The 25808-nt window shown below is 71.7% G+C and carries 23 protein-coding genes and 1 riboswitch; of the genes, 18 read left to right on the top strand and 5 right to left on the bottom strand.

What is annotated here, in order from left to right:
• Nucleotides 1–216 precede the first annotated feature (216 nt).
• From ACIP4Z_RS00485 to ACIP4Z_RS00460, 6 genes are all read left to right on the top strand, one after another.
• Nucleotides 217–837, top strand: a complete 621-nt coding sequence (locus tag ACIP4Z_RS00485) for a heme-copper oxidase subunit III (protein WP_355334271.1) — start codon at nt 217–219, stop codon at nt 835–837.
• A gap of 66 nt (nt 838–903) precedes the next feature.
• Nucleotides 904–1713: a c-type cytochrome gene (locus ACIP4Z_RS00480; protein WP_355334269.1), complete on the top strand. Its 810-nt coding sequence runs from the start codon at nt 904–906 to the stop codon at nt 1711–1713.
• On the top strand, nt 1710–2771 hold the full coding sequence (locus tag ACIP4Z_RS00475; protein WP_355334266.1) for a Rieske 2Fe-2S domain-containing protein: 1062 nt from the start codon (nt 1710–1712) through the stop codon (nt 2769–2771). Before ACIP4Z_RS00480 ends, ACIP4Z_RS00475 begins: the two co-directional genes overlap by 4 nt.
• Nucleotides 2768–4402: a cytochrome bc complex cytochrome b subunit gene (locus tag ACIP4Z_RS00470; RefSeq protein WP_355334263.1), complete on the top strand. Its 1635-nt coding sequence runs from the start codon at nt 2768–2770 to the stop codon at nt 4400–4402. The genes ACIP4Z_RS00475 and ACIP4Z_RS00470 overlap by 4 nt, the downstream gene beginning before the upstream one ends.
• A gap of 176 nt (nt 4403–4578) precedes the next feature.
• The gene (gene trpD, locus ACIP4Z_RS00465) at nt 4579–5643 is read left to right on the top strand and encodes an anthranilate phosphoribosyltransferase (RefSeq protein WP_401303840.1); all 1065 of its coding nucleotides are present in this window, start codon (nt 4579–4581) and stop codon (nt 5641–5643) included.
• Nucleotides 5644–5754: 111 nt separating this feature from the next.
• A riboswitch (SAM riboswitch) is annotated at nt 5755–5871 on the top strand.
• A gap of 164 nt (nt 5872–6035) precedes the next feature.
• Nucleotides 6036–7406 (top strand): aminotransferase class V-fold PLP-dependent enzyme, encoded by a 1371-nt coding sequence (locus tag ACIP4Z_RS00460; RefSeq protein ID WP_401303837.1) that lies wholly within the window; start codon nt 6036–6038, stop codon nt 7404–7406.
• Here the strand turns inward: ACIP4Z_RS00460 and ACIP4Z_RS00455 are convergent.
• The gene (locus ACIP4Z_RS00455; RefSeq protein ID WP_401303834.1) at nt 7403–8299 is read right to left on the bottom strand and encodes an NAD(P)-dependent oxidoreductase; all 897 of its coding nucleotides are present in this window, start codon (nt 8297–8299) and stop codon (nt 7403–7405) included. The two genes, ACIP4Z_RS00460 and ACIP4Z_RS00455, sit on opposite strands and share 4 nt — an antisense overlap.
• 54 nt (nt 8300–8353) lie before the next feature.
• On the opposite strand from ACIP4Z_RS00455, the gene ACIP4Z_RS00450 reads away from it, so the two are divergent.
• Both ACIP4Z_RS00450 and ACIP4Z_RS00445 read left to right on the top strand, forming a co-directional pair.
• Entirely contained in the window at nt 8354–8908 is a 555-nt protein-coding gene (locus ACIP4Z_RS00450; RefSeq protein ID WP_401303831.1) for a GNAT family N-acetyltransferase, read from the top strand.
• 19 nt (nt 8909–8927) lie between these two features.
• Nucleotides 8928–9515, top strand: a complete 588-nt coding sequence (locus tag ACIP4Z_RS00445; RefSeq protein ID WP_401303828.1) for a TetR/AcrR family transcriptional regulator — start codon at nt 8928–8930, stop codon at nt 9513–9515.
• A 70-nt stretch (nt 9516–9585) separates the two neighbouring features.
• Here ACIP4Z_RS00445 and ACIP4Z_RS00440 read toward each other — a convergent pair whose 3' ends face one another.
• Together ACIP4Z_RS00440 and ACIP4Z_RS00435 are read right to left on the bottom strand one after the other, a co-directional pair.
• Nucleotides 9586–9867, bottom strand: a complete 282-nt coding sequence (locus ACIP4Z_RS00440; protein ID WP_188281460.1) for an Lrp/AsnC ligand binding domain-containing protein — start codon at nt 9865–9867, stop codon at nt 9586–9588.
• Nucleotides 9864–10643: a rhomboid family intramembrane serine protease gene (locus ACIP4Z_RS00435; RefSeq protein WP_355334249.1), complete on the bottom strand. Its 780-nt coding sequence runs from the start codon at nt 10641–10643 to the stop codon at nt 9864–9866. Before ACIP4Z_RS00435 ends, ACIP4Z_RS00440 begins: the two co-directional genes overlap by 4 nt.
• 137 nt (nt 10644–10780) lie before the next feature.
• On the opposite strand from ACIP4Z_RS00435, the gene ACIP4Z_RS00430 reads away from it, so the two are divergent.
• The 6 genes from ACIP4Z_RS00430 to ACIP4Z_RS00405 all read left to right on the top strand — a co-directional run bounded on the left by ACIP4Z_RS00430 (nt 10781) and on the right by ACIP4Z_RS00405 (nt 18103).
• Nucleotides 10781–11095: a hypothetical protein gene (locus tag ACIP4Z_RS00430; protein WP_391043890.1), complete on the top strand. Its 315-nt coding sequence runs from the start codon at nt 10781–10783 to the stop codon at nt 11093–11095.
• Nucleotides 11096–11184: 89 nt separating this feature from the next.
• On the top strand, nt 11185–12840 hold the full coding sequence (locus ACIP4Z_RS00425) for an NYN domain-containing protein (RefSeq protein ID WP_401304995.1): 1656 nt from the start codon (nt 11185–11187) through the stop codon (nt 12838–12840).
• A 346-nt stretch (nt 12841–13186) separates the two neighbouring features.
• A complete protein-coding gene (locus ACIP4Z_RS00420) occupies nt 13187–14215 on the top strand; it encodes an NlpC/P60 family protein (RefSeq protein WP_355334244.1) in 1029 nt (342 codons plus the stop codon).
• A gap of 224 nt (nt 14216–14439) precedes the next feature.
• Nucleotides 14440–15498, top strand: coding sequence for an NlpC/P60 family protein (locus tag ACIP4Z_RS00415; protein ID WP_355334242.1), 1059 nt, complete (start codon nt 14440–14442; stop codon nt 15496–15498).
• A 53-nt stretch (nt 15499–15551) separates the two neighbouring features.
• Nucleotides 15552–16832, top strand: a complete 1281-nt coding sequence (locus tag ACIP4Z_RS00410) for a hypothetical protein (protein WP_401303823.1) — start codon at nt 15552–15554, stop codon at nt 16830–16832.
• A gap of 137 nt (nt 16833–16969) precedes the next feature.
• Nucleotides 16970–18103, top strand: coding sequence for a M48 family metalloprotease (locus ACIP4Z_RS00405; RefSeq protein WP_401303821.1), 1134 nt, complete (start codon nt 16970–16972; stop codon nt 18101–18103).
• Here ACIP4Z_RS00405 and ACIP4Z_RS00400 read toward each other — a convergent pair.
• The gene (locus ACIP4Z_RS00400) at nt 18100–19389 is read right to left on the bottom strand and encodes a glycosyltransferase 87 family protein (protein ID WP_391043902.1); all 1290 of its coding nucleotides are present in this window, start codon (nt 19387–19389) and stop codon (nt 18100–18102) included. The genes ACIP4Z_RS00405 and ACIP4Z_RS00400 overlap by 4 nt on opposite strands.
• Before the next feature lie 91 nt (nt 19390–19480).
• Here ACIP4Z_RS00400 and ACIP4Z_RS00395 point away from each other — a divergent pair, with 91 nt between their 5' ends.
• Together ACIP4Z_RS00395 and ACIP4Z_RS00390 are read left to right on the top strand one after the other, a co-directional pair.
• A complete protein-coding gene (locus ACIP4Z_RS00395; RefSeq protein WP_355334230.1) occupies nt 19481–20611 on the top strand; it encodes a glycosyltransferase family 4 protein in 1131 nt (376 codons plus the stop codon).
• A 119-nt stretch (nt 20612–20730) separates the two neighbouring features.
• Nucleotides 20731–22368 (top strand): GMC oxidoreductase, encoded by a 1638-nt coding sequence (locus ACIP4Z_RS00390; RefSeq protein WP_401303817.1) that lies wholly within the window; start codon nt 20731–20733, stop codon nt 22366–22368.
• A gap of 10 nt (nt 22369–22378) precedes the next feature.
• Here ACIP4Z_RS00390 and ACIP4Z_RS00385 read toward each other — a convergent pair whose 3' ends face one another.
• A complete protein-coding gene (locus ACIP4Z_RS00385; protein ID WP_355334225.1) occupies nt 22379–24175 on the bottom strand; it encodes an AMP-dependent synthetase/ligase in 1797 nt (598 codons plus the stop codon).
• A 243-nt stretch (nt 24176–24418) separates the two neighbouring features.
• Between ACIP4Z_RS00385 and ACIP4Z_RS00380 the strand changes: the two genes are divergently transcribed.
• On the top strand, nt 24419–25180 hold the full coding sequence (locus tag ACIP4Z_RS00380; protein WP_355334223.1) for a metallophosphoesterase: 762 nt from the start codon (nt 24419–24421) through the stop codon (nt 25178–25180).
• 109 nt (nt 25181–25289) lie between these two features.
• Nucleotides 25290–25805 carry an SRPBCC family protein gene (locus tag ACIP4Z_RS00375; protein WP_401303812.1) on the top strand — a complete coding sequence of 172 codons (516 nt, stop codon included), beginning with the start codon at nt 25290–25292 and terminating at the stop codon, nt 25803–25805.
• Nucleotides 25806–25808: the final 3 nt, after the last annotated feature.

Raw genomic sequence — 25808 nt, 5'->3', positions numbered from 1 at the left:
CTCCTCGTGAAGGCGTTCTCAAGTGCGTCGGATGCTACTCCCGCCAGCGCCTTCGCGAGGAGGGTTCGTACCCCGCGAAGATCGGCGGCCCGGTCGTCCGACGCACCGTCATCCCTCCTTCGGGGGACGGCGCCGCTAGGCCACGCGGGTCTCCTGCGGGCCTTGACACACCGAATGGCACCCCCCGGAGTCAGCGCCAGATAAGCGACCGACATAATGTCGGACGTGGCGACAGCAACAGCAGTAGATACCGGGCACGCGCACCCGTCGGTCAACCGGCCGAACCTCACCAGCGTCGGAACCATCATCTGGCTGAGTTCCGAGCTGATGTTCTTCGCGGCCCTCTTCGCGATGTACTTCACCCTTCGGTCGGTCACGGGTGCCGACTTCTGGAAGGAACACGCCCATGCGTTGAACGTCCCGTTCTCGGCGACGAACACGACGATCCTGGTGCTCTCCTCCTTCACCTGCCAGATGGGCGTCTTCGCCGCTGAGCGCGGCGACGTGAAGAAGCTCCGCTCCTGGTTCATCGTGACCTTCATCATGGGTGCGATCTTCATCGGCGGGCAGATCTTCGAGTACACCGAACTGGTCAAGAAGGACGGCATCTCGCTCAGCTCGGACCCCTACGGCTCGGTGTTCTACCTGACGACCGGGTTCCACGGGTTGCACGTGACGGGCGGACTGATCGCGTTCCTGCTGGTACTCGGGCGGACGTACGCGGCCAAGCGGTTCACCCACCAGCAGGCCACCGCAGCCATCGTCGTGTCCTACTACTGGCACTTCGTCGATGTCGTGTGGATCGGCCTCTTCGCCACGATCTACCTGATCAAGTAGCCGGTCGCACACCGCACACACATTCCAGAAGCATCGACGCAAGAGATCCTGACACCGGGGTAATCCGTGAAAAAGCTCTCCGCACGACGGCGCCACCCGCTGGCGGCGCTTGTCGTCCTACTCTTCGCGCTCGCGGTCACCGGGGGGCTGTACGCCGCGCTCGCGCCGGCGCCGAAGGCGCAGGCCGACGACGCGGCCCAGTCCCTCGCGATCACTGAGGGCAAGAAGCTGTACTCCGTCGGCTGCGCAAGCTGCCACGGCACTTCGGGCCAGGGCAGCTCCGACGGACCGAGCCTGGTCGGCGTCGGCTCCGCCGCCGTCGACTTCCAGGTCGGCACCGGCCGGATGCCCGCGCAGCAGCCCGGCGCGCAGATCCCGAAGAAGAAGGTCATCTACGACCAGGCCGAGATCGACCAGCTCGCCGCGTACATCGCGTCCCTCGGCCCCGGCCCCGCCGTGCCGAGCAAGGACCAGTACAACCCCGCGGGCGCGGACGCCGGCAAGGGCGGGGAGCTGTTCCGCACCAACTGCGCCCAGTGCCACAACTTCGTCGGCAAGGGCGGTGCGCTGACCAACGGCAAGTACGCGCCGACGATCCAGGGCGCCTCGCCCAAGCACATCTACGAGGCCATGCTGACGGGTCCGCAGAGCATGCCGTCCTTCCCGGACAGCACGATGCCGCAGGACACGAAGGCGGACATCATCGCGTACCTCCACGAGGTCAACAGCAGCGAGACGAAGAACCCCGGCGGTCTCTCGCTGGGCAGCATCGGTCCGGTGTCCGAGGGTCTGGTCGCCTGGGTCTTCGGCCTCGGCTTCCTGCTCGTCTGCACCACCTGGATCGCCGCCCGGACGACCAAGGCCAAGAAGTCATGAGCGAGACTGGATCTCACAAAGACGTGTCAGAGAACCTGCCAAGTGAGCACGGCGCTCACGGGAGCGAACCAGCGGTCCCCGACGACCCGTTCGCCAACCCCGGCCATCCCCCCCACGAGTACCGCCGTCAGGACATCGACGAGCGGGCCGAGAAGCACTCCGAGCGGGTCGTGGCGGGGCTGTTCGGCCTGTCGATGCTCGGCACCGTCGCGTTCATCGCCTGCTTCGTGATCTTCCCGGTCGACAAGATCGTCTTCATCTTCCCGTTCGGCAACGTGAGCGCGCTGAACTTCTCGCTCGGCCTCACGCTCGCCGTGGCGCTGCTGGGCATCGGCGCGGGCGCGGTCCACTGGGCCCGCACCCTGATGTCCGACGAGGAGTTCGCCGACGAACGCCACGCGGCGGGCGCGGACGAGGAACTGCGCGAGAACATCGAGCAGCAGTGGGCGCAGGGCGCCCGCGAGAGCGGGTTCGGACGGCGCAAGCTGATCCGCAACACGATGTTCGGCGCCCTGACCCTGGTCCCGCTGGCCGGTGTCGTGATCCTGCGCGACCTCGGCCCGCTGCCGGAGGACAAGCTCCGGCACACCCTGTGGGCCAAGGGCAAGGTGCTGATCAACCAGAACACGAACAAGCCGCTGCGCCCCGAGGACATCGTGGTGGGCTCGCTCACCTTCGCGATGCCCGAGGGTCTGGAGGAGTCCCAGGAGGACTTCCAGGAGCAGATCGCCAAGGCGGCTCTGATGATCGTCCGGATCAAGCCGGACGACATCAAGGACAAGCGCGAGCGTGACTGGGCCCACGAGGGAATCGTGGCCTACTCCAAGATCTGCACACACGTGGGCTGCCCGATCAGCCTCTACGAGCAGCAGACGCACCACGTGCTCTGCCCGTGCCACCAGTCGACGTTCGACCTGTCGGACGGCGCGCGGGTGATCTTCGGCCCGGCGGGGCACCGGCTGCCGCAGCTTCGGATCAGCGTCAATGGTGAGGGCAATCTCGTCGCTCTCGGCGACTTCGATGAGCCCGTCGGTCCGGCATTCTGGGAGCGCGGATGAGTACTACGACGGAAAGCTCGACCCGTCGGGGCAAAAAGCCGGTCGGCCAGCGGGCCGCCGAGTGGACTGACCCCCGGCTCGGTATCTACAAGTTGGCCAAGGCCAACATGCGGAAGATCTTCCCGGACCACTGGTCCTTCATGCTGGGCGAGATCTGCCTCTACAGCTTCGTCATCCTCATCCTCACGGGTGTGTATCTGACGCTGTTCTTCCACCCCAGCATGAACGAGGTCGTCTACCACGGCCCGTACGCGCCGCTCCAGGGCGTGCGGATGTCCGAGGCGTACGCCTCCACCCTGCACATCAGCTTCGAGGTGCGCGGCGGTCTGCTGATCCGGCAGATCCACCACTGGGCCGCGCTGATCTTCATCGCGGCGATGATCGTGCACATGATGCGCGTGTTCTTCACCGGCGGTTTCCGCAAGCCGCGTGAGATCAACTGGCTGTTCGGCTGGACGCTGCTGTTCCTCGGCATGTTCACCGGCTTCACCGGTTACTCACTCCCGGACGACCTGCTGTCCGGCACCGGCATCCGGTTCGCCGACGGCGCGGTACTCGCCACCCCGGTGGTCGGCTCGTACCTGTCGTTCTTCCTGTTCGGCGGGGAGTTCCCCGGGCACGACATCGTCAGCCGGTTCTACTCGATCCACATCCTGCTGCTGCCGGGTCTGATGGCCGGTCTGCTGACCGCCCACCTGATCCTGGTCTTCTACCACAAGCACACGCAGTTCCCGGGTGCGGGCAAGACCGAGAAGAACGTCGTCGGCATGCCGCTGCTGCCGATCTACACCGCGAAGGCGGGCGGCTTCTTCTTCCTGGTCTTCGGCGTGATCTCGGCCATCGCCGCGACCGTGTCGATCAACCCGATCTGGTCGATGGGACCGTACCGGCCGGACCAAGTGTCCACCGGCGCCCAGCCGGACTGGTACATGGGCTTCTCCGAGGGCCTGATCCGTGTGATGCCCGGCTGGGAGATCAACGCCTGGGGACACACACTCGTCCTGGGCGTGTTCATCCCGCTGATGGTCTTCCCGGTGGTGCTGGCGGCCATCGCCGTCTACCCGTTCATCGAGGCGTGGGTCACCGGGGACAAGCGCGAACACCACCTGCTGGACCGGCCGCGCAACCGCCCGGTGCGCACCGGCTTCGGTGTGGCCTGGCTGACCGAGTACTTCGTGCTGCTGATCGGTGGCGGCAACGACCTGTGGGCCACGCACTTCCACCTGTCGATCAACTGGATCACCTGGTTCGTCCGCGTCGGCTTCTTCGTCGCGCCGGTCCTGGCCTTCATCATCACCAAGCGGATCTGCCTGGGTCTCCAGCGCCGTGACCGCGACAAGGTGCTGCACGGTCGCGAGACCGGCATCATCAAGCGGCTGCCGCACGGTGAGTACATCGAGGTGCACGAGCCGATCTCGCAGGAGCAGCGGCACATCCTCACCGCGCACGTCCAGCCGGAGCCGATCGACGCGGGCCCCGAGGTGGACGAGAACGGCGTGGAGCGCAAGCTCAACCCGATCGAGAAGGCGCGGGCCAAGCTCTCCCGCGGCTTCTACGGCGAGCACAGCCAGATTCCGAAGCCCACGGCCGAGGAGTACGAGGAGATCACCAGCGGACACGGCCACCACTGAGCCGCCGCCGCTGAGCTGAGCCACCCACGGGCCGGGCCCGGGAATCCCCCTCAGGGGAGTCCCGGGCCCGGCCCTTCGGCGTCCGCCGTCCGCAGTGCGGGCAGGGAGCCGTCGGGCCCCGCGGCGCGGATAGGCTGAGCGCGCAGTTCCCCATCCCACCACCAGGAGCGTGGACCATGAGCGTTGTGACCCCGGCAGGCGGCGAGAGTCCGGCGACGCGGTCCTGGCCGGACGTGCTGACCACGCTGCTGGCAGGGCGGAATCTGGGTGGGGACGACACCGCGTGGGCGATGGACGCGATCATGCGCGGCGAGGCGAGCGACGTGCAGATCGCCGGGTTCGTCGTCGCGCTGCGGGCGAAGGGGGAGACCGTCGAAGAGGTCTCCGGCATGGTGCGGTCGATGTACGCGCACGCGAACACCATCGAGGTGCCCGGCGCGACCGTGGACATCGTCGGCACCGGCGGCGACCGGGCGAAGACCGTCAACATCTCCACCATGTCGGCGATCGTGGTCGCGGGCACCGGGGCGAAGGTCGTCAAGCACGGCAACCGCGCCGCGTCCTCGGCCAGCGGCGCCTCCGACGTCCTGGGAGAGCTCGGCGTCAATCTGCAACTGACGCCGCAGCGGGTCGTGGAGGTCGCGGAGGAGGCGGGCATCACCTTCTGCTTCGCGATCAAATTCCACCCCGCGCTGCGCCACGCGGGCACCGCCCGGAGCCAGTTGGGGGTGGCGACCGTCTTCAACTTCCTCGGCCCGCTGACCAATCCGGCCCGGGTGCGGGCGCAGGCCACCGGGGTCGCGGACCCGCGGATGGCGCCGATCATGGCCGGGGTGCTGGCCGAACGCGGCTCGTCCGCACTGGTCTTCCGCGGTGACGACGGCCTGGACGAGCTGACCACCACCGCGACCTCCCAGGTGTGGGTGGTGCGCGACGGCAAGGTGGAGCAGACCGCCTTCGACCCGCGGGATGTCGGCCTGCCCCTGGTGCCCGTGGAGGCGCTGCGCGGCGCCGACGCGGCCCACAACGCGGACGTCGCCCGGCGGCTGCTCGCGGGCGAGACCGGGCCCGTACGGGACGCCGTGCTGCTCAACTCGGCGGCGGCGCTGGTGGCCCTGCGGCCCTGCAGCGGGCCGTTGGAGGAGCAGATCGCGGCCGGTCTGGTGACGGCGGCCGAGTCGATCGACTCGGGCGCGGCGGCGGCGACGCTGGAGCGGTGGGCGGCGGCGAGCAACGCGTAATCGCCACGGTGGCGGAATTCGGATAGGTCCCCCGGGGACCGAGCACACGACGCTGTCCAATTTCTGGACCGCGTCTTGTGCGTTCGGCGCCTTGTGGCAGAATGCTGTCCAGGTCACGAGTGACAGCGTCAAGGCCCCGGCTCGCTGTCCGGCAACCCTCCGTCCGAGGCGGGGTGCCCCGGGTGATGACCAGGCCGTGAGCAGCGAGGCTCATGGCAAGCCGGACTTGGGGAGTTCTTTCATGAGCAAGCGAATGCGATAGGGCCTGTCGGCCCGGTTCCGCCGTTCCGCCTTTCGTTCGACGTTTCCATCCCGCGCTTCTGTACCGCGAGCCATTCCTTTTCGGCTTCAGATGTGCGGTGATTTCGCCTGCCGTAATCCGGGAGATCGCCATGACTGTGTCCATCGCTGCCACCGACCGTGAGATTTGTACCCCGCTGCCCGTTCTGGGCCGGGACGTCCTCGTGCCGCTCGTGACGGGCGGCGAAGTGACGTACGCCGCGCTCGACTACGCCGCCAGCGCCCCCGCGCTCCAGCGGGTGTGGGACGACGTGGCCGCCTACGCCCCCTACTACGGCAGCGTGCACCGCGGCGCCGGCTACCTCTCGCAGCTCTCCACCGACCTGTTCGAGCAGAGCCGGGCCACGGTCGCGGAATTCCTCGGCTGTCGGGCCGAGGACCAGGTGATCTTCACCCGTTCGACGACCGACTCGCTCAATCTGCTCGCCGCCGTCATCCCGGCGGGCACCCACGTCTTCGTCTTCGAGACCGAGCACCACGCCTCGCTGCTGCCGTGGCAGACGCGGGACGACGCGCGGGTCACCGTCCTGGGCGCGCCGCGGACGCCCGAGCAGGCCGTCGCCGCGCTCGACGTGGCCCTGCACGGCGCCCCCAAGGGGCCCAAGCTGGTCTGCGTCACCGGCGCCTCCAACGTCACCGGTGAGCTGTGGCCGGTGCGGGAGCTGGCCGCCGCCGCGCACCGGCACGGCGCCCGTATCGTCCTGGACGCCGCCCAACTGGCCCCGCACCACCCGGTGGACATCGCCGCGCTCGACGTCGACTGGGTCGCCTTCTCCGGCCACAAGCTGTACGCGCCCTTCGGCTCCGGTGTCCTCGCGGGCCGCGCCGACTGGCTGCGCGAGGCCGAGCCGTACCTCGCGGGCGGCGGCGCCAGCCGCAAGGTCGCGCGGCGCGCGGACGGCGGAGTCGACGTCGAGTGGCACACCACCGCGGCGCGGCACGAGGCCGGGTCGCCGAACGTCATCGGCGTCTACGCCATCGCCGCGGCCTGCAAGGCGCTGACCGAGGCCGGGTTCGACCAACTCGTCACCCGTGAGCAGCGGTTGCTCGCCCGGCTGCGGGAAGGGCTCGCCTCCGTGCCCGAGGTGCGGGTGCTCTCCCTGTTCGGCGAGGACGCGCCCCGGGTCGGCGTGCTCTCCTTCGTCGTCCAGGGCTGGAACAGCTCGCACTTCGCCGCCGCGCTCTCCGCCGAGTACGGGATCGGCGTCCGCGACGGTCTCTTCTGCGCCCACCCGCTGGTGCGTACGCTCCTCGGGGCCGAGGGCGACGACCCGGGCGAGTGCGGCGCTCCCGAGGCCGCGCCCGGCGAGCGCGTCCTCAACGCCATCCGCGTGAGCTTCGGCGCGGGCACCCCCGAGGAGCACGTCGACCGCTTCGTCCACGCCGTCCGCACCCTCGTGCGCGACGGCGCCCAGTGGAACTACCGCACGGAGGACGGCCGCTGCGTGCCGGACAGGCGCTAGCGCCTGTCCGGCCGAACACGAACGGCGCCTTCGGTGCGGGACTCGATGGCCTTCAGGACGGCGATCATGTCCGCGGCCGGGTCGGTGGCGGCGGTCTCGGTGAACAGGGCGAGGCAGGTGTCGAGCAGGGGAGTGGCGGTGGCGGAGGCGCGGGCGGCCTCCGCGATGAGGCGGTTGTTCATGAGGACGTCGGCGGCGGCGGCCTGGACGGTGAAGTCGCGGGCGAGCAGCTTGGGGGACTTCATACGGGAGACGCCGCTGGCCATCGGTCCCGCGTCGAGCACGGCGAGGAACTGACGGGCGTCGACGCCGTGCCGCTCGGCGAAGTGGAACGCCTCGGTGAGCCCGGTGACCACGGTGATCAGGAAGAGGTTGACCGACAGCTTCATGAGCAGGGCGCCGGGCACCGGCCCGCAGACGAAGGTCTCGTGGCACATGGGCGCCAGCAGCGGCCGTACCGCTGAGACGGCGGCGTCCTCGCCCGCGAGCATCGCCACCAGGCGGCCCGCCTCGGCCGGGGCGCGGGAGCCGGAGACCGGGGCCTCGACGTAGTGGCCGCCCGCCGCGCGGACCTCGGCTTCGAGGCCGAGCGAGTACTCGGGCGAGGTCGTGCCCATGTGGACGAGGGTGTGCCCCGCGACGTTCGCCGCGAAGGCGGGGGTGCCGCGGCCGAGGCAGGAGTCGATGGCGGCGCCGTCGGCGAGCATCACGAAGACGGTCCCGGCGCGGCGGAAGAGGTCGGCGGGGCTGTCGGCGGTTTCGGCGCCCGCCGCCCGCAGGGCCTCGGCGGCGGGCGCGCTGCGGTTCCACACCACCAGCGGGGTCCCGGCGCGGAGGAGATTGAGCGCCATGGGCCGGCCCATGACCCCGAGCCCCAGGAAACCGATGTCCACGACGCACCGCCGCCTCTCTTGCCGTTTATGACAGCCGTCATAATACTGGTCGTTATGACAGTGGTCATAGAGGGTGCGGATCGGCGGGCGGCCGCTTCCGCCGACGGGATCGACCTGCTCAGGCCCGCCGACGCGGACGCGGTGGCCGCCCTCTTCGCGGCCTGCTCTCCGGAGACGGTCCGGCTGCGCTTCCTCGGCGGCGCGCGCGAATTCCCCCGCGCCCACCTGGACCGTCTGCTGGCAGGACCGCCCGCGGCGCACGACGCCGTGGTCGCGTACCGCGGCGGCCGGGACCGCCTGGTGGGAATCGCGGGCTTCGCGGCGGACGACACCGCCGGGCCGGGAACCGGTGGCGAGCTGGGCGTGCTGGTGGTGGACGCCTGGCAGCGCCGGGGCGTCGGCACCGCCATGGTCGGCCTGCTGCTCGCCCGCGCGGGGGCCAGGGGTGTCGAGCACGTGACGGTGAACGTCCCGCACGGCAGGCGGGGCCTGCTCGCCGCGCTCGGCCGCCGCCTGGAACCGGTCCGCGCGTCGTACACCCCGGACGGTCTGACCGCCGTCTATAAGGTGGCCCGGACGACCCGGGCGGCGGGGGTCGGAACGCAGTAGCTCCGTGGAGGTGTCGACGATGGCCGGGTCAGAACGCGGACCGCGCGAGCGGATGGTCTTCAGCGCGGCCCAGCTCATCCGGCGCGAGGGCGTCGGCGCGACCGGCATGCGCGAGGTCGCCGCCCACGCGGGCGCCCCGCGCGGCTCGCTCCAGCACTACTTCCCCGACGGCAAGGAACAGCTCGTCAACGAGGCGGTCGCCTGGGCGGGGAACTACGCCGCCAAGCGCGTCGCCCGCTTCCTGGCCGCGCTGCCCGAGCCGACCCCCGGCGGGCTGTTCGCCGCGATGGTCGGCCAGTGGACGGACGAGTACGCGGCCGACGGCTTCGACGCCGGATGCCCGGTCGCCGCCGCCTCGGTGGACTGCGCGCGGACCACCGAGTCCACCCGGAAGGCGACCGCCGCCGCCTTCGCGGCCTGGACCGCGCCGGTGGCCGCGGCGCTGACCGGCATGGGCGTTCCCGAGGACCGGTCCGTACCGCTGGCGACCCTCATGATCAGCACCCTGGAGGGCGCGATCCTGATCGCCAGGGCGGAGCGCGACGTCCGCGCCCTCACCACCGCCGCACGGGAGTTGGGCCCGCTGCTGGACGCGGCCCGCGCGTGACCGCGTACCGGGAGCGCAGGACGAATCCGTAGGACGAACCCGTAGGCGGAATCCGTAGAGGGAATCAGCCTCAGGCGTCGAGGCCGATCGCGAACGCGGCCTCCAGGTCGTGCTGCGAGTACGTACGGAAGGCGACATGGGTGTCGGTGGCCTCGACACCGGGGATCTTGGAGATCCGGCCCGGAATGATGTCCGCCAGGTCGTCGTGGCGGGCGACGCGGACCAGCGCGACGAGGTCGTACGTGCCGGTCACGGAGTAGACCTCGCTGACGTTGTCCAGCGCGGCGATGGCCTCGGCGATCTCCGGAATCCGGTCGACGGAAGTCTTGATGAGCACGATCGCGGTGATCACGGCTGGATGTCTCCTTGGGTCGACCCGACTACGACGCTCAGCTTACGACGCGGCCGGTAGCACACCCAGGCGCACAGGAACCCGAAGGCGAAGCCGACGACATGGGCGAGATACGCCACCCCCGGACCGTTGTTGCCGGTCTGGGCGGCGAGCCACTGGAGGACGAACCAGAAGCCGAGCACCATCCACGCGGGGAAGCGCAGCGGGATGAAGAAGAGGAAGGGGAACAGGCTCGTCACCCGGGCCTTGGGATACAGATAGAGATACGCGCCCAGCGCCCCGGAGATCGCCCCGGACGCGCCGACCAGGCTCTGCGTCGACTCGGGGTTGGCGAGCGCGAAGCCGTACGTCGCCAGATAGCCCGCGACCAGGTAGAAGAGCGCGAAGCGCACCCGGCCCATCCGGTTCTCGACGTTGTCGCCGAAGACGTAGAGGAAGAGCATGTTGCCGATCAGGTGCAGCCAGCTCCCGTGCAGGAACATCGCCGTGAGCACCGACAGCAGCGGCGACTTCGCGTACGCGTGCGGGGCCGCGCAGCCCGCGGGCAGGTCGAGCCGGTCCATCGGGAGCCGGCCGTGGAACAGCTCACTGGGGATGACACCCCAGTGCGCGAAGTAGACGGCCTGCGCGCACTGGAGCTTGTCGCCCGTGCCGTAGGAGGGGTTGAAGCCGGACAGCGGTCCGAGGAGGAAGACCACGGTGCACAGGGCGATCAGCGCATACGTCACGACCGGCGTGCGGCGGACCGGGTTCTTGTCGTACACCGGGATGACCATGGACCGATGATGACGCAGCGGTCGTAACGGACATAGGCCGCCTCGCCGCAGCGCGTCGCGGGTCGGAGGCCGTAAGGTGACCCCGACGTACGCCCGTCAGCACTGATACGCCCGACCGAGGAAGAGGTGCAGGACCGATGCCGGTGCCCATGCCCACCGCCACCACCCGGTGGCGCTGCACGCAGTGCGGCAATCTGACCCGGTTCGACGTGACCCGCTCCACGCGGGTCGTGGAGTACGTCCATCTCGACCTCGGCGGCGAGCCGCGGATCGAGGAGACCGACGTGCTGACCGAGACGGTCGAGTCCGTGCGGTGCCGCTGGTGCAACGCCGCGGACCAGATCGAGCTGGTCGACCGGCCGGGCGCGGCCGTGGCCGCGGGAACGTCCGAGGGAACGGCCGGGGAAACGGACTCCGGCGCGGACGCGGAGACCGGTTCGGCGCGGGACTGAGCCTCCTTACGGGGACAATGGATGCAAGAGGCGGCGGCCGGAGGGATCGAAGGGGGCCGGGGAGGCGCCGTGTAACCGGACGGGAGTGACTGGTGGACGGTATCGGCGGCTTTCCGCGGGCCGAGGCGAGGGGGTCCGAGACGGATGCCGCCGACGGGCCGGGCGCCGACGCGTCCGGCGCCGCGGCGCAGGACCCCGACACACCGCGGGCCGACGACGAACCGGGCGCCGAAGCACCGCCCGGCCGTGACGGCGGCGGCACTCCCGACGGCTCTACCGGCAGCGTCTCCGGCAGCGCTCCCGACGGCAACGCTGCCCCCGGCGCCGACGCTCCCGGTGACCCCGCCGACACCGGTGATACCGCCGACCCCGCCGATACCGGTGTCACTGCCGATGACGACGCCGCTCATGACGACGCCGCTCATGAACCCGCGCTCGACCGGCCGCTGCCCGAAGGCGTACGCCACCGCGTCGTCGCCGTCGCCGCCGACGCCTTCGGCGGGTTCACCTTCGCCGAACTGCCGGTCTCGCTGCGGCCGTACGCCCGTTTCACCCCGTCCAGACGTGTGAAATACGCGGCCACCGCGCTGGCCACCGCGCTGGAGGGCGACCCGGCCTTCCGGCACAAGGTCGCGGGCAAACTGCGCGAGGCGCAGCCGGAGCTGACCGGGGCGCTGGACGCCGGCACCCCGCCGCCCGCCGCGGACCCGCTCGACGTGGCCGCCGCGGCCTATCTGCTGCGCCCCGCGGGCTGGGCCAAGCTTGTCACCACCGCGGGCGAGGAGGCCCAACGGGCGCACGCTGAGCGGGCCGACGAGGAGACGCTGCGCGAACTGGCCAAGCTCCGCGAGGAGGTCCAGGGCCTGCACACGCAGTTGCGCTCGGACGCCGTACGGGCCCGCGCCGAACTGGACGCCGTCCGCAAGGAGGGCGACTCGGTGCACCGCAAGCTGCGCAGCGCCCTCAGCGACGTCAAGCGGGCCGAGGCCGCCCAGCGCAAGATCCAGGCGGAGCTGGACGAGGCGCGGGCCGCCGCCGCCCAGGACAAGGCCGCCGCGGAGAGCGAGGCACGGCGGCTGCGCACCCGGCTCGCCGAGGCCGAGGCGGCGGTCGAGTCGGGCCGCCGCGCCGCCCGTGAGGGCCGCAGTATCGAGGACGTACGGCTGCGCCTGCTGCTGGACACCGTCCTCGACGCGGCCTCGGGGCTCCGCCGTGAACTGGCGCTGCCGCCGCGCGACACCCTGGGCGTACGCCCCGCCGACACGGTGGACGCGGTCGCGCCCGGGGCCTTCAGCCCGCGTGACATCGCCACCCGCGCGCTGTCCGAGACCGACCCGGCGCTGCTCGACCAGTTGCTCGCGCTGCCGCAGGCGCACCTCGTCGTCGACGGCTACAACGTCACCAAGACCGGCTATCCGTCGATGCCGTTGGAGAAACAGCGGCTGCGGCTGCTCGGCGGGCTCGCGGCGCTGGCCGCGCAGAGCGGCGCCGAGGTCACCTGTGTCTTCGACGGCGCCGACCTGGACATGCCGGTGCTGCTCGCGCCGCCGCGCGGGGTGCGGGTGCTGTTCAGCAAGGCCGGTGAGACCGCTGACGAGTTGATCCGGCGGCTGGTGCGGGCGGAACCGCCCGGCCGGCAGATCGTGGTGGTCTCCGCGGACCGCGAAGTCGCCGACGGCGTGGCCAAGGCGGGCGCCCGCCCGGTCGCCTCCGTCCTGCTGCTGAAACGTCTCGCACGCGTCTGAACCGCGCCTGCCGCTCGCGCCGCCCGCGCCCCCGGCTCCTCGTCGCCGCACCGCCGCACCGCCGCAGCACTGAACCACCGAACAGATCACTATTCGTTCGAGTATTCGGTTCACGAACGCGCCATCGTCGACGGAGCGTTGATCCACCCTCACTGCGCGTACGAAGGTCGTAAAGAATGTGCGAACCGGTCGAGATTTTGCCAACAAGGATTTGAACCGATCACAGATAGGTCACTAAGGTCGGGCGTCGAACCTCCGCGCAGTCGATCATCCAATCCGGATGGCGCGCCGGGGGCCGCCCGCCAGTCAACCGGTAGGCGGCTGAAGGAAGAAGGAGCTCGCCTTCGTGGCGTCCCACCGTCGTCCCAAGCCGGCAAGCCGCACGCGCGTGACCGTGCTGACCGCCACCGCCGCAGCCGCGGTGGCCCTCACCTCCCAGGCGGCCCAGGCCGCCCCCGCCAAGCCGACCGTCAAGGACGCCAAGGCGAAGGTGGACGCGCTGTACGAGCAGGCTGAGCAGGCCTCAGAGAAGTACGACGGGGCCAACGAGAAGCTGCACACCCTCCAGAAGGAGGCGGGCACTCTCCAGGACCAGGTGGCCAGGCAGCAGCAGCACCTGAACCAGCTCAGGGACGGCCTCGGCGCCATCGCCGCGTCCCAGTACCGCAGCGGTGGCATCGACCCGTCGCTCCAGCTCTTCCTGTCGTCCAACCCGGACAACTACCTGGACCAGGCGACCACGCTCAACCAGCTCACGTCGATCCAGACCGACTCGCTGCACCAACTCCAGGACGCCAAGCGGACCCTGGACCAGCAGCGCGCCGAGGCGACCGCCAAGCTGACCGAGCTCCAGACCACCCGCACCGAGCTGGCCAAGCGCAAGGCCGAGGCGAAGGACAAGCTGGCCCAGGCCCAGCAGATCCTCAACTCGCTGACGGCCGCGCAGCGCGCGTCCATCGCCGCCGCCGACGCCCGCGCCAACCGCTCCACCACCCGCGTGGACCTCGGCGACGCGAAGCCCGCCTCGCAGCGCGCCGCCGCCGCCTTCTCCGCCGCGCAGTCCAGGGTCGGCCTGCCGTACGTGTACGGCGCCTCGGGCCCCAGCTCCTTCGACTGCTCCGGCCTCACCTCGTGGGCGTACAACCAGGCCGGCGTGACGATACCGCGCACCTCGCAGGCCCAGGCGAACGCCGGGACCCGGATCTACTCCACCTCCCAGCTCGCCGTCGGCGACCTCGTCATCTTCTACGGCGACTACCACCACGTCGGCCTCTACGCGGGCAACGGCATGGTGCTGCACGCGCCGAAGCCGGGCGCCTCGGTGCGCTACGAGTCGATCGGCAACATGCCGTTCCAGTTCGGCGTCCGCATCTGACGCCTTCCGGCGTCGTTCCTCACCGATCTCACGGGTCCGCGGGAGTCTCCCGCGGACCCCGGTGCGTTCATACGGCGTTCGGACTCCTACGGCGTTCGGGTGATGAACAAGTGCCCGGTGCCGCCCGGTGCGGGTGTGTGACCTGGGCGGGAGGCGCGGCGCGGCGATGCGGGGGCCGCGCCTTCTTTGAACTCTCCGCGTCGCGCTGACTACTGTCAGCTCCCGTGGCTTCCCATCGACGCTCCCCACAGCCGGGCTTCGCCGCCCGCACCACCCGGGTCACCGTGCTGTCCGCGGCCGCCGCGGCCACCGCGGCGCTGTCCGGCGGTGCGGCGCAGGTCGCCTCGGCCGATCCCGGCGGGGGCGCACCCGACACGGCGTCCCGGCTCGACCGGCTCTACCAGCAGGCCGAGCAGGCCACCGAGAAGTACAACGCGGCGCAGGAGCACGCCAAGCGGCTCCGCGCCGACCTGACCACCCTCCAGGACCGGGCCGCCGAGGGGCAGCAGCGGGTCAACGACATGCGGCAGGAGCTGGGTTCGCTCGCCTCCGAGCAGTACCGCAGCGGCGGCATCGACCCCTCGCTCGCCCTGATGATGTCCTCGGACCCCGACCAGTACCTGGACCGGGCCACCACCTTGGACCGGCTCAGCGCCCAGCAGGCCGGGCGGCTGCGCCAACTCCAGGAGGCCGAGCGGCTGTTGCTCCAGCAGCGCTCCCAGGCGGCGGGCAAGCTCGCCGAACTGGACAAGGCCGGGGCGGTGCTCCAGGACCGCAAGCGGTCGGTGCAGCGGGCGCTCGCCGAGGCCCAGCGGCTGCTCAACGCGATGCCCGCCGCCCAGCGCGCCGGATACCGTCCCGGCATGGACGCCGGGCGCGCCTCCCGCGACCGTACGACCGCCGACCTGCCGGCCATCCCGAATCTGCCCGCCGCCTCGGGGCGCGGCGCGATGGCCGTGGCCGCCGCCCGCCAGATGGTCGGCGCCCCTTACGTCTGGGGCGCCACCGGGCCCAACTCCTTCGACTGCTCGGGCCTGATGCAGTACTCGTACGCACGGGCCGGGGTCGCGCTGCCGCGCACCTCGCAGGAGCAGATGAACGCCGGGCAGCGGGTGCCGCTGGACCAGGCGCGGCCCGGCGATCTGGTGATCTACCGCGGCGACGCCAGCCATGTCGCGATGTACGTCGGCGGCGGCCAGGTCATCCACGCCCCCTACCCCGGCGCCAGGGTCCGCTACGACCCGGTCGGCATGATGCCGATCACGGCCGTGACCCGGCCGTAAGGGCGCGGCGCCCCGGCCGTGGGGGGCGTCCTCGGGGCCGTACGATCGGGCCCATGGCCGTGGCGCCCCTCCGACGTACGCCGACCGCTTCCCGTGTCCGGGCGGCGGCGCTCGGCCTGCCCCTGGCGCTGTTGGCGGCGCTCGTCGCCGGGTGCGGCGGGACCGCCTCGGGCGGGCGGCCCACGGTGGACGCCACCGACGCCGGGATCCGGCAGGCGCTCGACCGGCGGGCCTCCGCGGTGCTGCACCACGACCGGGCGGCCTTCCTCGCCGGGATCGACCCGCGGGCGACGCGCTTCCTCGACCGGCAGAAGGCGATGTTCACCGACATCGCGGACGTGCCGCTGGCCGACTGGTCCTACCGGCTGGTGCGGACCGGCGCGTTCGGCCTGCCGCCGACCGCCGACGGCACGGTACGGGCCGCGGCCGAGGTCCAACTGCGGTACCGGCTCAGCGGATTCGACGCGGCGCCGGTCGCCGCGACCGACTACCTGACGCTGTCCCGGCGGGGCGGGAGCTGGTACGTGGCCGGGGACGACGACGGCGCCGCGTCCGGGCACCGCGGCGCCGTACAGCTGTGGGACCAGGGCCGGGTGACGGTGGTGCGCGGCACGGACAGCCTGGTGCTCGGGCTCGGCGACGCCGCCGGGCTGCGCGGCTACGCCGAGGACGTGGACCGGGCGGTGCCGGAGGTCCGGCGGACCTGGGGCGGCGCCGGGTGGTCGGGCAAGGTGGTGGTCGAGGTGCCGCGCACGCTGGACCAGATGGCCGCGCTGGCCGACGCGGACCCGGCCGATTACCGCAACATCGCCGCCGTCACCACGGGGGAGGGCGGCGGCAGCGCGCGGGTCGGCTCCGACCGGGTGATCATCAACCCCGAGGCGTTCAGCGGGCTCTCCGCCTTCGGCCGGCAGACCGTGCTCACCCACGAGACCACGCATGTCGCCACCCGCGCGTGGACCACCGCCCGCACCCCGCTGTGGCTCTCCGAGGGCGCCGCCGACTGGACCGCCTACCGTACGGCGGGCCGCACCGCCCGCGAGCTCGCCCCGGAGCTGGCCGCCGCCGTCGCCGCGGGCCGCGTCCCCGCCGCGCTGCCCGCCGACGCCGACTTCCACTCCGCCGACGCCGACACCCTCTCCCGCGCCTACGAGGGCGGCTGGCTCGCCTGCCGCCTGATCGCCGACCAGTGGTCCCCGGACGCGCTCGTCGCCTTCTACCGCGCCGTCGCCTCCGGCGGCACCGTCGACTCCCACCTGCGCACCACTCTCGGCACCACCCTCCCCGCCTTCACCGCCCGCTGGCGCGCCTACCTCCACCAGGAGCTGCCATGACCCGTGACCCCGCCGCGGAACCCCCGGCCCACCGGCCCCCGCCTCCGTCGAACGCCGCCCCAGGACGCCCCCCGCACACCCCGCCGCAGCCAACAGGATCTTCGCCTGCGGCGGACGCCGGGTCTTCGGCTGCGGGGGTGGGGGACTTCAGTGCGGAGGAGGTCGGGCGGGCGCGGGCTTTGCGGCGGGGGGTGTGGCCGGTCGCGCTCGGCGGGCGGGTGGCAGCGCTGGGGCTGATGCTGGGGCTGGGGCTGACGACCGGGGGAGCGGGGCTGGTCGCGGCGTTCGGCGGCGGGACGTGGGGCGGCCGGGTGGCGGGCGCGGCGGTGTCCCTGGTGCTGCTGCCCGAGGTGCTGGGGCTGCCCTTCGCGGCGCGCGGGCGCGTGGTCCGCCGCCGGTTCGGCCTGGTGACGCAGGGCTGGGGCGGGTGGTGGGCGGACGTGCTGCGCGGCCTGCTGATCTCGCTGCCGCTGACCTTCGGTGCGCTCTTCGCCGTCTACGCCCTCGCCGGGGCGACCGGCCACTGGTGGGTGTGGGCCGCGCTCGGCGCCGCCGCGCTGACCGTCGTGATGTCCTGGGCGGCGCCCATGATCTTCGAGCCGCTGTTCAACCGCTTCACGCCGATGGAGCCGGGCCCCCTCAGGGACGCCCTGCTGGCGCTCGCCGCCCGCGACGGCGTCACCGTCGAGGATGTCCTGGTCGCCGACGCCTCGCGCCGTACGACCGCGCTCAACGCGTACGTGTCCGGCTTCGGCCGCACCCGCCGCATCGTCGTCTACGACACCCTGCTGACCACGGCGCAGCCGCGCGAGGTGGAACTGGTGGTCGCCCATGAACTCGGCCACGTCGTGCACCGGGACGTGCCGCGCGGCACCGCGCTCGGCGCGCTGGGCGCGGCCGTCGGCGTGTGCGTCCTGGCCGCCGTGGTGACCTGGCGGCCCCTGCTCGACCTCGCGGGCGCCGACGACTTCGCGGACCCGCGCTCCGCCTGGCTGCTGGCGGCCGTCGCCACTGTCGGCGGCGCCGTCGCCGGGCCGCTGGGCTGCGCGGTGAGCCGCGGGGTCGAGCGGCGCGCCGACCGGCACGCCCTCGAACTGACCGCGGACCCGGCCGAGTTCATCGCGATGCAGCGCCGCCTGACGGTCGCGAACATCGGCGACCCCGACCCGCCGCGCGCCCTGCACCTGATGTTCGGCACCCACCCCACCCCCGCCGAACGCATCGCCGCCGCCCGCGCCTGGCGCCCGCCCGCCCCGCAGGACACGTTCTAGCCCTTGTCGTGCACCCCGACCCGCTCGGCTCGGGTGAGCACCGCGGCCGGGGCGTCGGCGGGTTCCCCCTCGACCGCGCCGCGCGCCGCGCGGCGCGGCACGGTGGCCGCCCACAGCCGACGGCAGGCGCTCAGGGACGCCAGGACGAGCAGGCCGTTACGGGTGACGATCAGCGCCACGCCCAGCTTGTCGCTGTGGGCGATGTCCTCGAAGAAGATCGGGAACTCCAGCGTGGTGAAGAGCGTCGCGCCCAGCATCAGCGCGACCGGCCGCCGTACCACCGACTCCCGCAGCGTCATGCAGACCGCGCCGATGCCGACCAGCCACACCATGTACTGCGGGCTGATCACCCGGCTGGTGGTGGTGAAGACCAGCACCGCGGTGAAGGCCGCGTCGAAGGGCGTGGCGACCGAGTACGAGCGGGCCCGCACCCGCCACAGCAGCAGCCAGGCGAAGGCCAGCAGGGACAGCGCCATCGCCGCGGTGCTCACCAGGTGCACATGCGGGCCGATGAACTCGACCGACCCGTAGTGCATCCGCGCGGTGCCGTGCCAGCCGAAGTGCCGGGCGATGTGGAAGACGGTGGCGCCCAGCGACTCGACCTCGGTGCCGCGGTCGCGCTGGAAGGTGAGGAAGGACAGCGAGCCCGGCATGGCCAGGTGGAAGGCGAGCGCGATCACCGCCATCGTCACCGCCGCCGAGATCCACGACCGCCGGGTGGTACGGCCGCGAGGCGTCCCGATGAGCAGCAGCAGCGGCCACACCTTGAGCATGGCGCCCACCCCGGCCAGCACCCCGCCCGCCTTCGGGCGGCGCGGCAGCAGGAGCAGCCCCGCCACGGCGACGGCGGTGACCATCACGTCGTAGCGGGCGTAGATGATCGGGCCGAGCAGCGCGCCGCCGCCGACCCAGACCCACACCCCGGCCATCCGGCCGCCGCGCCTGACCCGCGAGTCGCGCAGCAGCACCGCCAGGATCACCGCGTCCGCCAGGAAGGCCAGCCAGAAGAAAGCGGCGGTGTAGCTGAGGAAGGGCAGCAGGCCGGGCGCGAGGATCACCAGCGCGGCCCCCGGCGGGTACTGCCAGGTCACGTCGTGCAGCGGGAAGCTGCCCGTGCTCAGCACCCCGTACCAGCGGTGGTAGACGGACGAGACATCGTGGGCGATGTACTGGCCGGGAAAGTGGACGACCTCGAACACGAACAACAAGAACGCGGCTCGGGTGACGACCCAGGTGAGCACGGCCCAGCCCCGACCGCTGATATGTGTGTTTGTCACGATACGCATCATGCGGTGAGCGGCGGCCCGGTCGCGGGACGGACGCGGCCGGTGGCGGCCAGCCGGGTGAACACCGCGTGAGCGGGTACTGTCGGCGGCGATGGACAAGACCCTGATCGTGACCAACGACTTCCCGCCCCGGCCCGGCGGCATCCAGTCCTTCGTGCACAGCATGGCGCTGCGGATGGACCCGGGACAGGTCGTCGTCTACACCTCCACCTGGAAGGACGGCGCCGAGGTCGCCCGCTTCGACGCGGAGCAGCCCTTCCCCGTGGTCCGCGACCGCACCTCGATGCTGCTGCCCACCCGCAGGGTCACCCGGCGCGCCGCCGACCTGCTGCGGGAACACGGCTGCTCCTCCGTCTGGTTCGGCGCCGCCGCCCCGCTCGGCCTGATGGCGCCCGCGCTGCGCAAGGCAGGGGCGCGGCGGCTGGTCGGCACCACGCACGGGCACGAGGCGGGCTGGGCGCAGCTCCCCGCCAGCCGCTCGCTGCTGCGCCGGATCGGCGAGGGCACCGACACCCTCACCTACCTCGGCGAGTACACCCGCTCCCGGATCGCCGCCGCGCTGACCCCGGCCGCCGCCGCCCGGATGGTCCAACTGCCGCCGGGCGTCGACGAGAAGACCTTCCACCCCGGCTCGGGCGGCGCGGTGGTACGGGCCAGGCTCGGCCTCGCCGACCGCCCGGTGGTGGTGTGCGTGTCGCGGCTGGTGCCGCGCAAGGGCCAGGACACGCTGATCCAGGCCATGCCCCGGATTCTGCACGAGGTGCCGGACACCGCGCTGCTGATCGTCGGCGGCGGACCGTACCGGGGAGACCTGGAGAAGCTGGCGGAGCGGACCGGCGTCGGCCACGCGGTGCGCTTCACCGGGCCCGTGCCGTGGGAGGAGCTGCCCGCCCACTACGGCGCCGGTGACGTCTTCGCGATGCCGTGCAGGACCCGGCGCGGCGGCCTGGACGTCGAAGGGCTCGGCATCGTCTACCTGGAGGCGTCCGCGACCGGGCTGCCGGTGATCGCGGGCGACTCCGGCGGCGCGCCCGACGCGGTCCTGGACGGCGAGACCGGCTGGGTGGTCGCGGGCGGCTCGCCCGCGCAGTGCGCCGACCGCGTCCTGACCCTGCTGCGCGACCCCGAACTGCGCGCCCGGATGGGCGAGCGCGGCCGTCGCTGGGTCGAGGACGCCTGGCGCTGGGACCTGCTGGCGCAGCGGCTCACGTCCCTGCTGTAACCCGATGGGCGCGGTCACGGCCGCCGTCCCGGCGCCGTCGTCGTACGAGAACCGGCCGCCGTAAAAGACCATGCGTCATGGGCATGGAGGGTTCACGCGGACCCGCCCATCATGCGCGCATGACATCAGACCTGACGCGCCGTCACTTTCTGGGACTCGGCGCCCTCCAAACCGCAGCAGCACTCGGCCTCACCCGTATCGCGCTCTCCGCGACCCCCGCGTCCGCCGCGCAGGCGGAGCCCGCCGCCACCACCTTCAGCCCCGCGATCGTGATCGGCTCCGGCTACGGCGGCGCCGTCGCCGCCCTCCGGCTCGGCCAGCGCGGTGTCACCACCACCGTCCTGGAGATGGGACGGCTGTGGGACACCCCCGCCGCCGACGGCAAGATCTTCTGCAACACCAGCTCGCCCGACCAGCGGTCGATGTGGTTCCGCAGCCGCACCGAGGCGCCGCTGGCGACCTTCCTCTGGCTCGACCTCGTCAACAAGGACATCACCCCCTACCCCGGCGTCCTGGACCGTGTGCACTACGGCGACATGTCCGTCTACGTCGGCCGCGGCGTCGGCGGCGGCTCCCTGGTCAACGGCGGCATGGCCGTCACCCCGTCCCGCGCGTACTTCGAGGAAGTCCTCCCGCAGGTCGACTCCACCGCGATGTACTCCACGTACTTCCCGCGCGCCACCAGCATGCTCGGCGTCAACACCGTCGACCCCGCCTGGTTCGAGTCCACCGAGTGGTACCAGTTCGCCCGCGTCTCCCGCGACCAGGCCCACAGCGCCGGCCTCAGCACCACCTTCGTGCCGAACGTGTACGACTTCTCGTACATGAAGGCCGAGGCCGCGGGCACCGCCACCAAGTCCGCGCTGGACCAGGAGGTCATCTACGGCAACAACCACGGCAAGCGCAGCGTCGACAAGACCTATCTGGCCTCGGCGCTCGGCACCGGGCACGTCACCATAGAGACCCTCAGCCGGGTCAGAGCCGTGAGAAGAGCGGCCGACGGCACGTACGTCCTCACCGTCGACCGGATCGACCTGACCGGCGCGGTCGTGGAGACCCGCGAGGTCGGCTGTCGCTACCTCTTCCTCGCCGCGGGCAGCCTCGGCTCCACCGAGATCCTGGTCAGGGCCCGCGAGACCGGCACCCTCCCGCGGCTCAACGCGAGCGTGGGCACCGCCTGGGGCGGCAACGGCAACATCATGCTCGCCCGCGCCAACTACCTGTGGAATCCCACCGGGGCGCACCAGTCCACCATCCCCGTCATGGGCATCGACGACTGGTCCAACGCGAGCAACCCGGTCTTCGCCGAGATCGCCCCGCTCCCGATCGGCTTCGAGACCTGGATCAGCCTCTACCTGGCCATCACCAAGAACCCCGAACGCGGCACCTTCTCCTACGACTCCGCCACCGACTCCGCCCGGCTGAACTGGACGCTCGCCCAGAACCAGCCCTCGGTCAAGGCCGCCAAGACCCTCTTCGACCGGATCAACCGCAAGCAGGGCACGATCTACCGCTACGACCTCTTCGGCGGCAACAAAGCCTTCGCCGACGACTTCTGCTACCACCCGCTGGGCGGCCTGCCGCTCGGCCGCGCCACCGACGCGTACGGCCGTGTCAGCGGCTACGACCACCTCTACGTCACCGACAGCTCCCTGATCCCCGGCTCCATCGGCGTCAACCCGTTCGTGACGATCACCGCGCTCGCGGAGCGGCTCATGGACAGCGCGCTCGCCGAAATCAGCCCGTCCGGCGTGTGAGGACAGAACCTCAGCGCTGGTAAAGGGCCTCGATCTCCGCCGCGAAGTCCGTCAGGACGACATTCCGCTTCAGCTTCAGCGACGGCGTGACGTGGCCGGACTCCTCCGTGAACTGGGTCGGCAGAATACGGAACTTCCGCACCGACTCGGCCTTGGAGACGGCCGCGTTGCCCTCGTCCACCGCGCGCTGCACGGCCGCCAGCAGCTCCGGGTCGGCCGCCAGCTCGGCGACGCCCGCGCCCGCCTTGCCGTGCTGCTCGGCCCAGTGCGGCAGGAACTCCTCGTCCAGGGTGATCAGCGCCGCCACGAACGGGCGCCCGTCACCGACCACCATGCACTCGGCGACCAGCGCGTCCGCCCTGATCCGGTCCTCGATCACCGCGGGCGCGACGTTCTTGCCGCCCGCCGTCACGATGATCTCCTTCTTCCGGCCGGTGATCGACAGATAGCCGTCCTCGTCGAGCGAGCCCAGGTCACCGGTGTGGAACCAGCCGTCGGAGACCGCCTCCGCGGTCGCCGCCTCGTTGTTCCAGTACCCGGTGAACAGGTGCTCGCCGTGCAGCAGCACCTCGCCGTCGTCCGCGATCCGCACGGTCGACCCCGGCAGCGGCTGGCCGACCGAACCGATCTTCGTACGGTCCCAGGGGTTGAAGGCCGTGGCCGCGCAGGACTCGGTGAGGCCGTAGCCCTCCAGCACCGTGAAGCCGATACCGCGGTAGAAGTGGCCGAGGCGCTCGCCCAGCGGCGCGCCGCCGGAGATCGCGTGGGTGGCCCGGCCGCCGAGGACCGCGCGGAGCTTGGCGTACACGAGCCGGTCGAAGACCTTGTGCGTGAACCGCAGCTTCAGCGACGGGCCCGCCGTGGTGTCCAGCGCCCGGCTGTACTCGATCGCGGTGGCCGCCGCGCGGTCGAAGATCTTGCCCTTGCCGCCCGCCTCCGCCGTGGCCCGCGCGGTGTTGTAGACCTTCTCGAAGACCCGCGGTACCCCCAGGACCATCGTCGGCCGGAACGAGCCGAGGTCGTCGGTGAGGTTCTTGACGTCCGGCACATGGCCGAGCCTGATCGGCGCCATCACGGCCGCGACCTCGACCAGCCGCCCGAAGACGTGGGCCAGCGGCAGGAAGAGCAGCACCGAGGAGTCGCCGGTACGGAACAGCGGGCTCAGCCGCTCCACCACGTTGCCGCACTCCGCGAAGAAGCTGCGGTGGCTCAGCACACAGCCCTTGGGGCGGCCCGTGGTGCCCGAGGTGTAGACGACGGTCGCGGGGGAGTCGGCGCCCGCGCTCGCGCTGCGCTCGTCCACCACCGCGTCGGAGATGTCGGTACCCGCCGCGTTCAGCGCGTCCACCGCGCCGGTGTCGATCCGCCACAGGTGCTTGAGCCGCGGCAGCCGCTCCCGTACGGACTCCACCGCGCTCTCGTGCGGCTCGGACTCCACGACCGCCGCGACCGCGCCCGAGTCGCTGAGGATCCACTCGATCTGGGACGCCGACGACGTCTCGTAGACCGGCACGGTGACCGCGCCCGCGCTCCAGATAGCGAAGTCCAGCAGCGTCCACTCGTACCGCGTCCTGGACATCACGGCCACCCGGTCGCCCGGCTGCACGCCCGAGGCGATCAGACCCTTGGCCGCGGCGCGCACCTCGGCGAGGAAACCCGTCGCGCTGACGTCCTGCCACCGGCCCGCGGAGTCCTTGCGGGCGACGACGGCGGTGTCCGGATGCTGAGCGGCGTTGCGGCGGATCAGATCCGTCAGATTGGCGTCCGCGGGGACCTCGTACAGGGCCGGAAGACTGAACTCACGCAAGGCGGCTGCTCCTCATCGGTGCCACGGCGCACCCGGAGGGAAGATGTGGACGGCGTGGACGTTACCCATCGGTAAAGCTCTGGCGATAGGGGGGGCCGTACAGATGTTCTCAGCGTCACACACACATCACACGCGCTTCACACACCGGGGCGGAGCGGCTGGGTTCCTGCCCGGAAGAGTAGTCCAGCGCCCGGCCGGGCCGCCGCTGACCCGCTAGGGTCTGTCCGGCTATAAAGTGTCCGCATGCGGGTCCATGTGGTGAGTGACGTCCATGGCGCTGCCGAGGCCCTGAGCCGGGCCGGGGACGGCGCGGACGCGCTGGTCTGCCTGGGCGACCTGGTCCTCTTCCTCGACTACGCCGACCACTCCCGCGGCATCTTCCCCGACCTCTTCGGCGTCGCCAACGCCGACCGGATGGTCGAGCTGCGCACCGCCCGCCGCTTCGACGAGGCCAGGGTCCTGGACCAGGAGCTGTGGGCCGGGACCGACCGGCGCACCGCCATCGAGTCCGCGGTACGCAAGCAGTACGCGGAGCTGTTCGCCGCCTTCCCCGCCCCGACGTACGCCACCTACGGCAACGTCGACATCCCGGCCCTCTGGCCGGAGTACGCGGGCCCCGGCACCACCGTCCTGGACGGCGCGACCGCCGAGATCGGCGGCCGGGTCTTCGGCTTCGTCGGCGGCGGCCTGCGCACCCCGATGCGCACCCCGTACGAAATCTCCGAGGAGGAGTACGCGGCCAAGGTCGCCGCCCTCGGCCCGGTCGACGTGCTCTGCTCCCACATCCCGCCCGCGATCCCGGAACTCTGCTACGACACCGCCGCCCGGCGCTTCGAGCGCGGCAGCCAGGCGCTGCTGGAGGCGATCCACACCGTCCGGCCCAAATTCGCGCTCTTCGGCCACGTCCACCAGCCGCTGGTGCCGCGCACCCGGATCGGCCGCACCGAATGCGTCAACGTCGGGCATTTCAACCACACCCGTCGGCCGTGGGTCCTGGAGTGGTGACCCGGCCGCCGGACGCGACCGGCGGCGCCCGCAGCGGTGACGGCCGCCCCACCTGCACGCGGTAGCCTTCAGCAGCAATGGCATGCGATGTCCCGGAGGGGCTACGGCGATGGCGGAACACACGAAGTCGAGCATCACGATCGAGGCGGCTCCGGCCGCCGTCATGGGCGTCATCGCCGACTTCGGCCGCTACCCGGAGTGGACGGGAGAGGTCAAGGAGGCGGAAGTCCTCGCCACCGACGCCGAAGGCCGCGCCGAGCAGGTCCGGCTGGTGCTCGACGCCGGGGCGATCAAGGACGACCACACCCTGGCGTACACCTGGATCAGCGCCACCGAGGTGCGCTGGTCGCTGGTCAAGTCCCAGATGCTGCGCACCCTCGACGGCTCCTACGCCCTCGCGCCGCGCGACGGCGGCACGCGCACCGAGGTGACGTACCAGCTCACCGTGGACGTCAAGATCCCCATGCTCGGCATGATCAAGCGCAAGGCGGAGAAGGTCATCATCGACCGGGCGCTCGCGGGCCTGAAGAAGCGCGTCGAGTCCGGGAGCGGCGAGAGCGGGGACGCGGCCGGCGTGCCGGATTCCGCGGCCGACTCCGCCGCCAAGCCCGACGACCCGGCCTGACCC

Origin of the sequence: Streptomyces sp. NPDC088910 (assembly GCF_044749865.1) — a bacterium.
Classification (GTDB): Bacteria; Actinomycetota; Actinomycetes; order Streptomycetales; family Streptomycetaceae; genus Actinacidiphila.
This window is presented reverse-complemented; position numbering and strand designations above follow the sequence as displayed.